General features: G+C 35.5%; 14 protein-coding genes. 10 read left to right on the top strand and 4 right to left on the bottom strand.

All coding sequences use genetic code 11. From position 1 onward, the window contains the following. Window positions 1-51: 51 nt before the first annotated feature. The 10 genes from DFR56_RS01510 (at window position 52) to DFR56_RS01555 (ending at window position 10,407) form a co-directional block, all read left to right on the top strand. Complete coding sequence (locus tag DFR56_RS01510; protein WP_110393657.1) at window positions 52-945, top strand: carbohydrate ABC transporter permease; 894 nt, start codon at window positions 52-54, stop codon at window positions 943-945. Next, window positions 945-1,835 (top strand): carbohydrate ABC transporter permease, encoded by an 891-nt coding sequence (locus DFR56_RS01515; protein ID WP_110393658.1) that lies wholly within the window; start codon window positions 945-947, stop codon window positions 1,833-1,835. The genes DFR56_RS01510 and DFR56_RS01515 overlap by 1 nt, the downstream gene beginning before the upstream one ends. Window positions 1,836-1,882: 47 nt before the next feature. Continuing rightward, entirely contained in the window at window positions 1,883-2,635 is a 753-nt protein-coding gene (locus tag DFR56_RS01520; RefSeq protein WP_110393659.1) for an SDR family NAD(P)-dependent oxidoreductase, read from the top strand. A gap of 40 nt (window positions 2,636-2,675) precedes the next feature. Further along, window positions 2,676-3,560, top strand: a complete 885-nt coding sequence (locus tag DFR56_RS01525) for an SMP-30/gluconolactonase/LRE family protein (protein ID WP_244916394.1) — start codon at window positions 2,676-2,678, stop codon at window positions 3,558-3,560. Window positions 3,561-3,580: 20 nt separating this feature from the next. Next, window positions 3,581-5,293 (top strand): IlvD/Edd family dehydratase, encoded by a 1,713-nt coding sequence (locus DFR56_RS01530; RefSeq protein ID WP_110393660.1) that lies wholly within the window; start codon window positions 3,581-3,583, stop codon window positions 5,291-5,293. Window positions 5,294-5,315: 22 nt separating this feature from the next. Continuing rightward, the gene (locus tag DFR56_RS01535; protein ID WP_110393661.1) at window positions 5,316-6,158 is read left to right on the top strand and encodes an amidohydrolase family protein; all 843 of its coding nucleotides are present in this window, start codon (window positions 5,316-5,318) and stop codon (window positions 6,156-6,158) included. 89 nt (window positions 6,159-6,247) lie between these two features. Then, window positions 6,248-7,345, top strand: a complete 1,098-nt coding sequence (locus DFR56_RS01540; protein ID WP_110393662.1) for an alanine racemase — start codon at window positions 6,248-6,250, stop codon at window positions 7,343-7,345. Between the two features lie 31 nt (window positions 7,346-7,376). After that, the gene (locus tag DFR56_RS01545) at window positions 7,377-8,924 is read left to right on the top strand and encodes an N-acyl-D-amino-acid deacylase family protein (protein WP_110393663.1); all 1,548 of its coding nucleotides are present in this window, start codon (window positions 7,377-7,379) and stop codon (window positions 8,922-8,924) included. Between the two features lie 13 nt (window positions 8,925-8,937). Further along, window positions 8,938-9,402 carry a RidA family protein gene (locus DFR56_RS01550; RefSeq protein ID WP_110393664.1) on the top strand — a complete coding sequence of 155 codons (465 nt, stop codon included), beginning with the start codon at window positions 8,938-8,940 and terminating at the stop codon, window positions 9,400-9,402. A gap of 111 nt (window positions 9,403-9,513) precedes the next feature. Next, window positions 9,514-10,407, top strand: coding sequence for a fumarylacetoacetate hydrolase family protein (locus tag DFR56_RS01555; RefSeq protein ID WP_110393665.1), 894 nt, complete (start codon window positions 9,514-9,516; stop codon window positions 10,405-10,407). A gap of 71 nt (window positions 10,408-10,478) precedes the next feature. On the opposite strand, the gene DFR56_RS01560 is transcribed toward DFR56_RS01555, so the two are convergent. The 4 genes from DFR56_RS01560 to DFR56_RS01580 all read right to left on the bottom strand — a co-directional run bounded on the left by DFR56_RS01560 (window position 10,479) and on the right by DFR56_RS01580 (window position 14,534). After that, on the bottom strand, window positions 10,479-10,934 hold the full coding sequence (locus DFR56_RS01560; protein ID WP_211320587.1) for a GNAT family N-acetyltransferase: 456 nt from the start codon (window positions 10,932-10,934) through the stop codon (window positions 10,479-10,481). Window positions 10,935-10,999: 65 nt separating this feature from the next. Next, the gene (locus DFR56_RS01565; RefSeq protein ID WP_110393667.1) at window positions 11,000-11,710 is read right to left on the bottom strand and encodes a glycerophosphodiester phosphodiesterase; all 711 of its coding nucleotides are present in this window, start codon (window positions 11,708-11,710) and stop codon (window positions 11,000-11,002) included. A gap of 80 nt (window positions 11,711-11,790) precedes the next feature. Beyond that, window positions 11,791-12,888: an ABC transporter ATP-binding protein gene (locus tag DFR56_RS01570; protein WP_110393668.1), complete on the bottom strand. Its 1,098-nt coding sequence runs from the start codon at window positions 12,886-12,888 to the stop codon at window positions 11,791-11,793. A 764-nt stretch (window positions 12,889-13,652) separates the two neighbouring features. Then, window positions 13,653-14,534, bottom strand: coding sequence for a PucR family transcriptional regulator (locus tag DFR56_RS01580; protein WP_110393670.1), 882 nt, complete (start codon window positions 14,532-14,534; stop codon window positions 13,653-13,655). Window positions 14,535-14,570: the final 36 nt, after the last annotated feature.

Consider the following 14,570-nt stretch of genomic DNA (forward strand, 5'->3'; position numbering starts at 1 on the left):
CGGGGCAGCAGTCCCGGTTTTATAAAAAAGTATAGAAATGGGGATAAATGGATGAAGTTTATGAATGGCAATAGGAAGAGGTATTTAACCGGCATATTTTTTATTGCACCTATAAGTATTATTATCTTCACTTTTCTTTTGTTGCCAATTCTGCAAACGATGTATTACAGCTTTACCGATTGGAGAGGAGTAGGAGAATATAGTTTTATAGGATTAAAAAATTATATCAATATATTTAATGATAGTTCATTTAAATATTCGTTATTGTTAACTATTTATGTTGGTTTAAGTATTGCTTTTTTAACAAACGTAATTGGTTTAACTTTTGCACTTGTTTTGGACCAAGCTTTGAAAACAAAAAACATATTACGAACTATTTTATATTTACCTAACGTCATACCTATTGTTGTTGCTGCATTTGTTTGGCGTTATATTCTGGATTATAACAATGGACTTGCAAACAAGTTTTTTTCTACATTTTCATCAGAATCAATCCATATTCCATGGATCGATTCACCAGATTATGTAGTACCCACAATTATTATGATTTCTACATGGCAAATGATAGGTCCAGTCATGATTGTCTATTTAGCTGCACTCCAAGGGGTACCGCTAGATTTAATTGAAGCAGCTAAAATCGATGGGGCATCTAAAGTGAAGCGTTTTTTAAATGTTACATTACCGATGATTGCACCTGGAATAACGGTAAATATTTTAATCGGCTTAGCTAATGGTATTCGCATATTTGATTTACCGTACGCCTTAACTGGTGGTGGACCAGCAGGAGCCAGTGAAACATTAGCTATTAAAATCTATCGCTATGCATTTCAATCTACCGAATTATCTTACGGTATGGCAGCCTCATTTATTATGACGCTAGTTGCACTAGTTATAACGTTACTATTCGTAAGCTTATCTCGTAGATATGAAAGGAATGTGATGTAATGTATTCAAATTCAACCACCCAAAAAACGGAAGCAAATAGAATAAAACATAAAAAAAATCGCTTGAAAATGTTGAAAAAGCCCAGTTTTGAAATTGTAGTTATTATTTTCGTTTTATTATTTAGCATACCGATTTATTTAATAATCATTAATACGTTTAAAACTCATGACCGAATTTTAAAAGCACCATTATCTTTACCTGACTTTTCGGTAGGGTTTCAAAATATAGTTGAGGCTTTTCAAAGAATGGATATTGTGAAGTCTTACTTAGTTACGTTTTCAATATCAGCTATTGCATTAGTTAGTATGATTGTTCTCTCATCTCTTGCAGCATATGCAATTGTACGTATGTCTGGAAAAATTTTCAAAGCAGCTTACTGGGTGTTTTTATCGTGTATCCTAATGCCTGTCCAAGCAGCATTCATTCCTTTAATTTTTATTTTAAAACACTTTGATTTATACAATAATATTTTTGGAATTTCTTTAGTTTATATTGCGATCCTTTCTCCATTTTGTATTTTCATGTACTCAGGCTTTATACGGGGAATCCCAATTGAACTAGAAGAAGCTGCAATAATGGAAGGTTGTTCAACACTTAGGCTGTTTTTCCAAATTATTTTTCCATTGCTAAAACCGATTACTGCTACATTAATAATTATGCAATTTATCTATATATGGAATGACTTATTACTTCCTTTAGTTATATTAAATGGGTCTGATTATCCAACCGTAAGTATTGGTCTATATAAATTCTTTGGTAGTAAAGGAAATGTGGACTTAAACTTATTGTTCGGTGGAATCGCTCTCGTATTATTACCAGTTGTTACAGTATTCCTATTCCTACAAAAATATTTAATTAAAGGGTTGGCTTCAGGTTCTATCAAAGGTTAAATATTTTCATCTATAAAAAGTATTTTATGTTAAAGTGAGGTCATTTCATGGGTAGATTACTAAATAAAGTTTGTGTTATTACTGGGGCTGCACAAGGTATCGGAAAAGGTGTAGCAGAAAAATTAGCTGTAGAAGGTGCAGATGTTATTTTAGCAGATATCAATGAGGAAGAAGGTAAAAAAACAGAACAAAAAATTATTGATGAAGGTGGAAAGGCAGCTTTTTTCAAGGTTGATGTAAGTAATAAGCAGAACATAAAAGATCTTTTTACCTTTGTTTCAAAAGAATATGAAACTCTCGATGTATTGCATACTAATACATGGTGGGCACCGAAACAAAATGTTCTTAATACATCGTTGGAAGACTGGAATAAAACGATGGATATTACATTAACTGCACCTTTTTTACTAAGTAAATATGCAATTCCTTTCATGCAAAAATCAGGTGGTGGTTCTATCATCCATACAGCTTCTGTAGGTGGAATTGTTGCATTTAGAGATGATGTCGCTTATATCGTGGCAAAAGCAGGAGTCATACAATTATGTAAATCGATTGCCGTTGATTTTGGAAAGGATAAAATTCGTTGTAATGCAATTTGTCCGGGGATTATTGAAACTCCACAAACGAAATCAAATATTGATGATGAGCAAAAAGTTAAATATTTGTATAGTAAATGTTTAACTGGTGAACTTGGTAAACCCGAAGATATTGCAAATGCATCTGTTTATTTAGCTAGTGATGAATCAAAATTTGTTACTGGGGCTGAATTTAAAATTGATAATGGGTGGACAGTGATCTAAATTTCATTAACATATTTTGTTAGAAAGAGGTGAGAGATGATTGAAGAGACATTGGGAATTGGTATTAGATCAAAAAGCCCTTTTAGGAGAAAGCCCCTCTTGGGATGCACATAATGAAGTATTATATTGGATTGATAGTTTGAAAGGGTATCTTCATATTTATGACCCTACGAAAAAAACAAATCGTACGATTGAACTTGGTGAACAAGTTGGCTGTGTTGTTCCAAAATCAGAAAATGAAGTTGCTTTAGCATTAAAAAGTGGGTATCATGTCTTGAATTTACAAACGGAAAAATGTTATCCAATTGTTGACCCAGAAAAAGATTATTTGGATAACAGCTTTAACGATGGTAAATGCGATCCGAAAGGACGTTTTTGGGCGGGAACTGTCAATACAAAAGATGCCTACAAATTTACTGGTTCTTTGTATTGCTTAAATATGGATGGAAAAGTTGAAAGAGCTTTGGACTCTGTCGGTTGCTCAAATGGAATTACTTGGTCTCCTGATTATAAAACTATGTATTATATCGATACATTAGCCTTTAACATAAAAGCATTTGATTATTGTCTATCTTCGGGAGCAATTAGTAAAGGAAGGATTGTCGTAAAAATCCCGGAACAATATAAACTTCCGGACGGTATGTCGGCAGATACAGAAGGAAAGTTATGGGTAGCACATTGGGATGCAGCAAAAGTGTGTAGATGGAATCCTGAAAACGGAGAATTATTGGAGTATATCGACTTCCCAGCACCTCGAATAACTTCTTGTGTATTTGGAGGAAAAAATTTAAATGAACTTTATGTGACTAGTGCAAGAGATGGTTTAGATGAAGAAACGATAAAAAAATACCCCTTTTCTGGAGGATTATTCCGGGTGAAAATGGCTGTTCGAGGATTACCGACATTTGCCTTTAAAATGAGATAAGATCTAGGAGGGAAAATGACTTGGCTAATAAAAATAACAAGCAAAGAAAAAGTGAAAAGTATTTTTCGGATAATACAATGTGGGGGTTTGTTCATCGTTCTTTTACAAAATCAATGGGGTATACAGAAGAAGATATTCGAAAACCAGTCATTGGTATTTGTAATACATTTAGTGAATTGAATAAATGTCATTCCCATTTTAATGAACTTGTTGAATACGTTAAACGTGGTGTTTGGCAAGCGGGAGGAGTGCCAATGGAATTTCCAACTATTTCAATTGGGGAACCTTATGTTAAACCGACAACGATGTTACTAAGAAATCTAATGGCTATGGATACGGAAGAGATGATGAGGGCACATCCGATCGATGGTGTTGTATTGATTGGTGGATGTGATAAAACAGTCCCAGCACAATTAATGGCTGCTGCAAGTGTGAACATTCCTGCTATTGTTTTAACAGGTGGACCGATGCTAAATGGACGATTAAATGGAGAAAACCTGGGTGCCTGTACAGATTGTTATCGTTTCACATTAGAGCATAAAGCAGGGAATTTAACTGACAATGAATTATCTGAAGTAGAAAATTCAATTTGTCGTAGTGATGGACATTGTATGGTTATGGGAACTGCAAGTACAATGGCTTCGATAGCGGAAGGTTTAGGTATGGCACTACCTGGATGTGCAGCAATTCCAGCAGTTGATTCAAGACGCCGTCATATGTCAGAAATGACAGGGAAACAGATAGTTAAATTAGTAGTAAATGATATAAAGCCAAGAGATATTATGACGAAGGAAGCAATTGAAAATGCGATAAAAGTAACAATGGCAAGTGGAGGTTCTACAAATGGAATTATTCATATTATTGCGATTGCCCAGCGCCTAGGGATGAAATTGCCTTTAGATACGTTTGATGAAATTAGTGCAAAGACTCCTTTTCTATTAAATGTTAGACCATCAGGAGAATATCAAATGGAAGAATATTTTGAAGCGGGAGGGGTTCCTGCATTAATGAAGGAATTAGTACCATTATTACACGGAGATTGTTTAACTGTTACTGGAAAAACGGTTAAGGAAAACTTAGATGGAGTTTCCGTGAAAGATCCAAAAGTAATTTATAAGTTAGAAAACCCGATTGAGAAAGATGGAGGAATAGTTGTATTAAAAGGTAACTTAGCACCGAATGGCGCGTTAATTAAGAAAACTGCTGTAAGTGAAAAGTTTAAAAGACATAAAGGAAAAGCAGTAGTTTTTCATTCATTACAAGATTTACATAATAGAATCGACGATCCAAATCTAGACGTAGATGAAGATAGTGTGCTCGTTTTACAGAACGTAGGACCAAAAGGTGCTCCAGGAATGCCAGAGGTTGGACAAATTCCAATTCCACAAAAATTATTAGAAAAAGGTGTCAGAGATATGGTTCGAATATCTGACGGTAGAATAAGTGGTACTTCTTATGGAACCCTTGTTGTTCATGCTGCTCCAGAGGCTGCGATCGGTGGACCTTTAGCCTTTGTCCAAGATGGTGATGAAATAGAGATTGATTTACAAGCCCACCGTTTACATCTTCGGGTTAATGAAGAAGAATTAAATGAGCGAAAAGGTAATTGGACAATGCCAAAACAACATTATGATCGTGGATATGGTCTTTTGTTTGAGGAAAGAGTGCTTCAGGCAGATTTAGGTTGTGACTTTGACTTTTTACTACCGAAGGAATTGCGACCAAAAAAATAATATGTTAGAAAAGAGGGCTTATATGATTTTTGACTGTCATACACATTTATTTGGACCAGGTCATGTTAAAGGACCAATGAAGGCTGCTGCACAAAGAGCATGGGGAGAAGAACATGAATTAATTGCTTTACCAGAGGATCATTGGAAAAGTGTTAAAGACATTGATGGTGCGATTGTTTTAGCATTTGATGCTCCTGCAACTGGTATACAAGTCCCTAATGAGTATGTTTCGGAGTATGTAGCGCAAAAACCCGGTAAATTATTCGGCTTCGCTAGTGTAGACCCTAATAATGATCTTGCACCTTTTCAATTGGAGGAAACTATTAAAGGAATGGGTTTGAGTGGATTAAAACTAGGTCCAATTTATCAAAATTTTTATCCAGACGATCGCAAGCATTTTACGCTTTATGCAAAAGCAAACGAGCTTAATATTCCTATATTATTTCATCAAGGAACTTCTTTTGTTCCAGAAGGATATTTAGATGCATCACGTCCAGCAGCAATTGATCCAATTGCTAGAGCATTTCCAGATTTGAAAATTGTTATTGCCCATATGGGACATCCATGGATTGGGGAATGTATTTCTGTTGTCCGTAAAAATCCAAATATGTATATGGACTTATCTGCATTGGGAGGACGGCCGTGGCAGTTTTATAATGCACTTGTCTTAGCAATGGAATATGGAGTTACCCATAAAATTTTATTAGGCTCAGATTATCCATTTTTCACAGCACATCAAACGATGGACCTATTACGAAAAGTAAACGATGTCGCAGAAGGGACAAAAATGCCAAAAATAACAGATGAAATAATTGAAGATATTATTCATCGTAATACACCAGAAATTTTAGGTTTGTTTAAATAAAAAAATAAGCAAGAAAAAATAGCGGTAATTGAAATTGACAAAAACTCATTCACTAATCCTGATTTAAGTAATAGAGAGGAAAGATTTGTATGCAAATAAATGATTTGGATCTTTTAACGGATACACCGTTTGTAGCTGTTGATTTAGATGTGATAGAACGTAATATTACATCAATAGCAAAGCTTGCTAAAGAAGCTAGAGTAAAATTACGCCCTCATACAAAAACTCACAAAAGTCCTTATGTAGCTAAAAAACAATTGGAAGCAGGGGCTTCGGGGATAACAGTAGCTACTTTAGGGGAAGCCGAAGTAATGGCTAATAGCGGTATAAATGATATTTTAATTGCATTTCCATTAGTAGGTAAGCAAAAATTAAACCGATTTAGCCGTTTATTACACCATGCAGACTTAATGGTCGCCTTTGATGATATAGTTGTTGGCCAAGGAATAAACGAGGTGGGCGAATACCATCGAAAAAAAATACCTGTGTACATTGATGTGGATACTGGTTTAGGACGAATGGGTAGAGATCCAGAAGAAAGTGTTGTCCATATATTAGAAATCGCAAAACTTCCTTTCCTTGAAATCAAAGGATTAATGAGTCATACAGGACATGCATATAAAGAAGGAAGCGAAGAAGCTATCTTAAATGTTGCAATAGAGGATGCAACTCTTATGCATCAAACGAAAATCGAACTAGAAAGAAAGGGTTTACATATACCGGAAATTAGTGTGGGAGCAACAGCTACAGCACGATTTATCAAAGAAATTCCTTATGCAACGGAAATGAGACCAGGAATGTATGTGTATAATGACAGATTTGTTATGTCGACTGGTGGAGCAAAGGAAGAAGATTGTGCGGTTAGTATTTTTGCTACAGTAGTTTCAAAGCCAAATAATGATAGATTTATTATTGATGCGGGGAGCAAAACATTGGCAGCCGATGTATTCTGGCATGGCGGTCATGGTCAGATTCGAGGCCATGATAATTTAGTCATTAAATCATTGTCAGAAGAACATGGAACAGTAGAAATTCAAGGGAAAACGGGTTTGTCTATCGGTGATGTGATTGAAATCATTCCGAACCATATTTGTCCGTCTATAAACCTTGCGGATGAAATGTATGGATTTAGAAAAGGGATTTTAGAACGAATGATACCAATTAGTGGTAGGGGGAAAAATAGATAGTAAAAATTTTCTACAAAGAAAGAGTGGGTTGATGATGTACTTTGACACAATAATTGCTAATGGAACGGTAATCGATGGAACAGGGGCACCAAGAATAAAGGCTGATATCGGTATTATCGGGGAAAAAATTGCTGCAATAGGTGATTTATCAAGAGCTATTTCAGAAGAACTGATTGATGCAACGGGAAAAATGATTTCTCCAGGTTTTATCGATGTTCATGTGCACTCCGAACTGGAATTACTAGGTGGGATAGATCAATATGCCCCTCTTAAAATGGGAGTAACTACACAATTATCTAGTCCAGATGGATTTTCATGGGCTATTTTAAATAAAGATAAATTAAAAGAAGTACAAGAATATTTACATGTATTTTATAAAGATTCTAGATTGAAATTAACGAATGATATGACTTTAAATGATTTTTTAACACTTTTTGATGGAAACATCCCCTCTAATTTAGTATTACAAGTTCCTCATTTGTCTGTAAGGGTTGAAGTGATGGGGTGGGATAATCGTTCAGCAACGGATGATGAATTAGTAAAAATGGAACTATTAGTAAGGGATTGGATGGAAGCGGGAGCAGTTTCGTTTTGTACTGGTTTAGAGTATGAACCTATGCGTCATGCGGATACGAGAGAGCTTATTCAGCTATCCAAAGTAGCTGCGCAATATGGTGGTATCTATGTCGCTCATCAAAGAGGATATGGTGACAATGTTGAAGTAGGGTGTCAGGAAACATATGCTATTGCGAAAGAAGCAAATATTCCTGTTCATATTTCTCATTTTACAGTGGATCAACAAGCAGAGACGGAAATAAATAAAGGGATAGAGCAGCATATCGATGTGACATTTGATATGTATCCTTATCCTGCTGGATGTACCCATTTATTAATGGGATTACCAGTTCATTTGCAATCGGGAACACCACAAGAAGTAAAAGCAAGATTAAAAGACCAAAAGATTCGTAAAGAAATGACGGAACATTTAACTAAAACATTCCCATTGGACAGAGTTGTCTTTGCAGCGGTTGGAAGCGAGAAACCAACTGGTTGGGAAGGGAAATCTTTAGGACAAGTAATGGAACAATTCGGAATGAATGTAACTGACACTGTTTGTGAGATTTTATTGGAAACTGATTTACAGGCATTAATGATTTATCATTGGCTACCTGAACGTATTCCATTTTTAGAAAAAACGTTTAAACATCCTCTTCATATGGTCGCAACAGACGGAATTTATGTCGGAAAAAGACCACATCCTAGAGGTTTTGGCAGTTTTGCTAAAGTACTTGATGAATATGTACGTAAAAATCGATGGCTTACTTATGAACAAGCAATCTATAAAATGAGTGGTTTCCCTGCAACAAGATTTAATATTAAATGGCGAGGGATGTTAAAAGAAAACTATTTTGCAGATATAGTAGTTTTTGATCCTAACTTAGTATCAGGACCTGCGACTTTTGAAAATGCCAGACAAGATCCTAAAGGTATTGATTATGTTTTTGTTAATGGAAAAGTAGCTGTAGAAAAAGGTAAAGCAACGTCAAACTTAAATGGAAAAATAGTAAACACGAAATAAGTAGGTGGAGAATATGAACCGAAAAATATTTGAGGAAATAAAACAAAGCTTTGGATATAAACCTACAGTAAGTGTAGGAACAAAACCATACGTAGGAATAAAGGTAGATGGAAATACAGTTTATGTTTCGGGAAATATAGCCTTTTCAAATGGTGAAGTTCTGTATAAAGGTAGAATTGGTGAGACATTGTCAGTTGAAGAAGGCAAGAAATCAGCTCAACTTGCAATGATAAACTGTCTTGATATTTTAGATAATGAAGTTGGCTTAGAAAAAGTAGAAACGATATTAAAAGTAACAGGTTATTTATGTTGTGCGGATCAAGTAACCGAACATCCAGATATGATGAATGCTGCTAGTCAACTTTTAGTCGATATTTTTGGTGAAGCGGGGAAGCACGCTAGGGCGGCACTTGGTATGCATACACTGCCTTTAGGAGCTTCTGTTGAAATAGAATTCACTGCTAAATTGAAACCCTAACAATATTTCAATTGTGAAGGTATCGTTGATATATTCGTAGATATAGCTGTATAGATAAAAAAGTGTCCAAAAATCATTTTAAATAAATAAATTACCTTTGGAGGGAAACTATTGAAACTTTTAACAATTAAAAAAAATAAAGTACAGTCTTTAGGAGTAAAAACAGCAAGAGGAATTATTGATATTGAAAAAGCACTAGTAAATCACCCTAATGAACATATTTCCGCTAATGTCACGGAAGTTATTAAAGGAGGTCAAGAAACGGTATCAGAGCTACAAAAATATATTGATAGTTTGCCAGAAGAAGAGCAATCTTATCTTATCCAAGAAAATGAGGTAGCTTGGGGATCACCAGTACCTAAACCAAATAAAATTATATGTGTTGGGTTAAACTACCGAAAGCACGCGGATGAAACAGGTTCCCCGTACCCAGAAACGCCGATCTTATTTCCGAAATATCATAATGCACTAGCAGCTCATCAAGATGAAATTGTGATTCCGAAAGTGACGAACAAGCTTGATTATGAAGTAGAATTAGGGATCGTTATTGGAAAAAAGGCGAAAAATATATCTAAAGAAGAAGCACTTGATCATGTATTTGGCTATGTTACGGCAAATGATTTATCGGCAAGGGATTTACAATTTGTAAGTTCCCAGTGGCTGCTTGGGAAATCATGCGATGGTTTTAGTCCAGTTGGACCATATGTAGTGACGAGTGATGAAGTGGGAAACCCGAATAATTTAAAATTAAAGACGTATGTTAACGGAGAAGAAAGACAAAACTCTAATACGGCAGATATGATTTTTTATTGCGATGAAATTATTAGTTACATTTCTGACTATATGACTTTAATTCCTGGTGATATTATTTTAACTGGAACACCAGAAGGAGTAATATTTGGTTATCCAGAGGAAAAACAAGTATATTTACAATCTGGGGATGAAGTAACTGTTGAAATAGAGAAGGTGGGACGGTTAACAAACAAATTTGTAGAAGACAAATAGTGAATAAAATCTGCTGCTAAAAGGCGTTGGCTTGAAATTTTTGGCTCAGCTTCTACGCAGCAGATTTTTAATTAACGAAATTTTTTCTCAAACATAATCATATCTAATGCTTGAATGCCATTTTCATAGATTGGCTTTGGGTATTTTTTAAAGAAATCTTTTTTTATTTCGGACATTCGAAATCCAGCTTTCTGATAAAATGCTATATTTTCGATACTTGAATTAGCTGTTCCAACAATCATTTTTGAGTAACCTCTATTTTGATAAATAGTACATGCATCACTCAAAATTAATTTTCCTATACCTTTCCCGCGATAATTTGGATCTATTGCAATGTTTTTAAGTTCTACTACTAGCTCTATAGGAAACGTAAATAACGCCACACCTACGATTTTATTTTCATATTCGATGGCAAACATTTCACCCTCATGAATATATTCATTAATTATTTCTTCACTTTCGTCCGCAAGAAGTAATAAGTTTAAATAGGCTGACCTATTCTCTGTTGAAACAGGTATTAATTTCATATGAATTGCTCCTCTCCATTAAACAAAAAAGATAATAGTGTTTAACATTTGGTTTCAATAAATTGTTATGTCAAAATTAGTGGATCATTTGTAATTAAACCATCCACTCCCATTTTTTTATACTCAAGTGCTATTTTTAGATTGTTTACAGTATAAATATTTACCTCTACATTTCGATTTCTTGCCTGATGGATCATCTCTTTATCTACATAAAAATGATTAGGATGGATACTATGAATATTTATTCCTGTATTTGAAATATAATCAAATAGATGAATTAAATTCATATGAAAAAGGAGTCCGATTTTTGCTTGCGGATCTAGCATCGCCAGTCGTTTTAAACTAAGATGATCAAAGGAAGAATAAACGACACGTCCTTGAAAATTATGACGATAAACGACATCCAACACTTTTTGCTCAAGATTTTCGGGAATAATTGGTCCGTTCTTTAATTCGATATGTAAAATGATAGGGGTATTTCCAATGAACTGGAGAACTTCTTCTAGTGTCGGAATCGTTTCATTTTTATATTTTTTATGAAAATAGGAGCCGAAATCATGCTTTTTTACTTCTTTTAGCGTTAAATTATGTATATAACCTTTTCCATTACTTGTTCGATTAATCGTTGCGTCATGACAAATAACAGGAATGTTATCTTTAGATAATCGAACATCCAATTCAATGGCGTCCGCTCCTTGTTCTATTGCTTTTTTAAAAGCAGCAATTGTATTTTCCGGGGCATAAGTGGAAGCTCCCCGATGAGCAATGATCTTCATGATATACACCTACTTTATAAAAAGTATATGTAGAAAATTAAAATCGAACCCCCTACTTATTTGTAAGAGGTTCGTGTGTCCTACTTTATTTTAAGCTCTGTATCAGGGTCGAAAAAGTGGCTATTATCCATATCAAAATGTAATTTTAATTTCGAGCCTGCTATAATACCAGTACGAGCATCAATTCTTGAGACGACGTTTTGCCCGTTTACTTCACCGTACACGACTGTTTCTGATCCCATCAATTCTGCAACGTCAACCGTAATATCTATATTTGTATCACTAGACAATTCTGGTTTAGCCGTTGCATCATAAATATCTTCAGGACGAATGCCAAGAATAACATTTTTATTTGTAAATCCTTTATCTTCAAGTACTTTCCATTTATCGGCAGGGAGTTTTACTGCTACATCACCTAATTGAATATGCCCATTTTCGACTTTCCCATTTAAAAAGTTCATCGCAGGCGATCCGATAAATCCACCGACAAAAACATTTTCTGGATTATCATAAATTTCTTTCGGCGATCCAACTTGTTGAATAATTCCATCTTTCATGACAACAAGTCTTGTCGCCATCGTCATCGCTTCTGTTTGGTCGTGTGTGACATAAATCGTTGTCGTCTGTAGGCGACGATGAAGCTTTTGGATTTCAGCACGCATTTGCACGCGAAGTTTTGCATCTAGATTCGATAATGGCTCGTCCATTAAAAATACTTTCGGATCACGGACAATCGCTCTTCCTAAAGCAACACGCTGACGCTGACCGCCTGATAACGCTTTTGGTTTCCGATCTAAAAAGTCTTCCAATCCTAAAATTTTTGCTGCATTATCGACTCGTTCTTTAATTTCGGCTTTTTTAAACTTACGTAACTTTAATCCGAACGCCATATTATCATACACATTCATATGTGGATAGAGGGCATAGTTTTGAAACACCATGGCAATATCACGATCTTTCGGAGCGACATCATTCATTAAAACATCATCGATATATAGTTCTCCATCCGAAATTTCTTCTAATCCAGCGATCATTCGCAGTGTCGTCGATTTTCCACACCCGGAAGGTCCAACAAATACGATAAATTCCTTATCTTCAATATGTAAATTAAAATCCTTTACTGCTACTACGTCTTTACCATACACTTTTTTAATATGGTTTAATTTAAGTTCTGCCATTTCTTCATCCCCCAAAATCTAATGTTACATTCATTGTAAGAAATGAAAACGTTTTTTTATATGGGAAACGTGCACAAAGATTTTTTTCCTTTTCGTGCAATCTGACAAGAAATCCTCGCGCCAGGCTCTCTTCGTGCCATTTTACTTCAAAAACGTTGGAGAAGTGTTCCGCAGCGCCGTCGCTCGTGCCCTTTCTCGTTGGAAAAGTGAAAGAAGTGACACGCAGCGCCATCCCTCGTACCTTTTCTCGTCGGAACAGTGAAAGAAGTGACACGCAGCGCCATCCCTCGTACCCTTTCTCGTCGGAACAGTGAAAGAAGTGTTCCGCAGCGCCATCCCTCGTACCCTTTCTCGTTGGAAAAGTGAAAGAAGTGTTACGCGGTTCCTTCCCTCGTACCCTTTCTCGTCGGAAAAGTGAAAGAAGTGACACGCAGCGCCATCCCTCGTACCCTTTCTCGTCGGAAAAGTGAAAGAAGTGTTCCGCAGCGCCGTCGCTCGTACCCTTTCTCGTCGGAAAAGTGAAAGAAGTGTTCCGCAGCGCCGTCGCTCGTACCCTTTCTCGTCGGAAAAGTGAAAGAAGTGTTCCGCAGCGCCGTCGCTCGTACCCTTTCTCGTCGGAAAAGTGAAAGAAGTGTTCCGCAGCGCCGTCGCTCGTGCCCTTTCTCGACGGAAGAGTGTAAGAAGTGATCCGTGGTGCTTTCCTAAGGGCCATTTCCCATCAGCAAATTGTAAGAACTAACATTTGGCACGGTTTCCTAAAAATCTTACTTCATTCTTTTTATTAATAATGCCAATTTTACAGCGACTGCATCGTCAAATTTTTGTATATTAATTCCAGTTTCAGTGATGAATTTATCAATTCGATATTGTAAACTATTGCGGTGCATGTACATTTTTTTCGCCGTTTCCGATACATTTAAATTAGAGTGAAGAAACATTTCTAACGTTTTGATCATATCGTCATCCTCGTGGAAATTTTTTAATATAGCTGTACATAATTGATCTTTTGTCTCTTCATCAAGATCGTGTAATAATAAATATGGAACCGACTCCACATAGTTAATCACTTCTTTATTTGAAATTTGGAATATTAGTGAGCCAATTTCAAGTAAAGATGCATAATAATGGGGGAGGTTTTTAAAACTTTGTTGCATATCGCCGATGTAAAATTTAATATGAACAGAAAGATCAGCCATAAAAATATCAATGATTTGCTCATAATTAATTTGTTCATCAGTCGGTGTAATTTCCTCGACAATGATTCCACTAGTTTCATCTTCCCACAAAATGGGGGTTGTTTTACTAAATAATTCAGATATTGCTTCCTTAAATGAGATGGGATCAATTTGATCTTTGGTCATGGAAAAATAGACGAATCGATAAGGAAGGGAAGGGGTTTCGACAACCGGTGTTTTGATACGATCATACCAAGTTTGTTCTTGAACTGTTTTATCTGGTATAAATTGATTGTATCTTTTGAAAAAGGTATCTAATAATTGTACATCTTTTTTAGTTAGTTCGTCCTCATGAATGCCGAATACATCATTTTTATTTGTGACATACCAAACATATTGGTGAAAGGGAACTGTATTCTTTTTAGTAAATGGAATAATAGATGGATAAATTTTCTGCAATTGTTTCAACATAAGGAAAACTCCCTCGTGACGTTTTTCGTACTTTCA

This window comes from Pseudogracilibacillus auburnensis, from assembly GCF_003201975.1.
GTDB classification, from domain to species: Bacteria; Bacillota; Bacilli; order Bacillales; family Amphibacillaceae; genus Pseudogracilibacillus; species Pseudogracilibacillus auburnensis.

Bases quoted from the DNA above. Each gene is read 5' to 3' on its own strand.
- DFR56_RS01535 (WP_110393661.1), top strand. From the start codon at position 5,316: ATGATTTTTGACTGTCATACACATTTATTTGGACCAGGTCATGTTAAA.
- DFR56_RS01570 (WP_110393668.1), bottom strand. From the start codon at position 12,888: ATGGCAGAACTTAAATTAAACCATATTAAAAAAGTGTATGGTAAAGAC.
- DFR56_RS01545 (WP_110393663.1), top strand. From the start codon at position 7,377: ATGATGTACTTTGACACAATAATTGCTAATGGAACGGTAATCGATGGA.
- DFR56_RS01580 (WP_110393670.1), bottom strand. From the start codon at position 14,534: ATGTTGAAACAATTGCAGAAAATTTATCCATCTATTATTCCATTTACT.
- DFR56_RS01540 (WP_110393662.1), top strand. From the start codon at position 6,248: ATGCAAATAAATGATTTGGATCTTTTAACGGATACACCGTTTGTAGCT.
- DFR56_RS01550 (WP_110393664.1), top strand. From the start codon at position 8,938: ATGAACCGAAAAATATTTGAGGAAATAAAACAAAGCTTTGGATATAAA.
- DFR56_RS01510 (WP_110393657.1), top strand. From the start codon at position 52: ATGAAGTTTATGAATGGCAATAGGAAGAGGTATTTAACCGGCATATTT.
- DFR56_RS01520 (WP_110393659.1), top strand. From the start codon at position 1,883: ATGGGTAGATTACTAAATAAAGTTTGTGTTATTACTGGGGCTGCACAA.
- DFR56_RS01515 (WP_110393658.1), top strand. From the start codon at position 945: ATGTATTCAAATTCAACCACCCAAAAAACGGAAGCAAATAGAATAAAA.
- DFR56_RS01560 (WP_211320587.1), bottom strand. From the start codon at position 10,934: ATGAAATTAATACCTGTTTCAACAGAGAATAGGTCAGCCTATTTAAAC.
- DFR56_RS01565 (WP_110393667.1), bottom strand. From the start codon at position 11,710: ATGAAGATCATTGCTCATCGGGGAGCTTCCACTTATGCCCCGGAAAAT.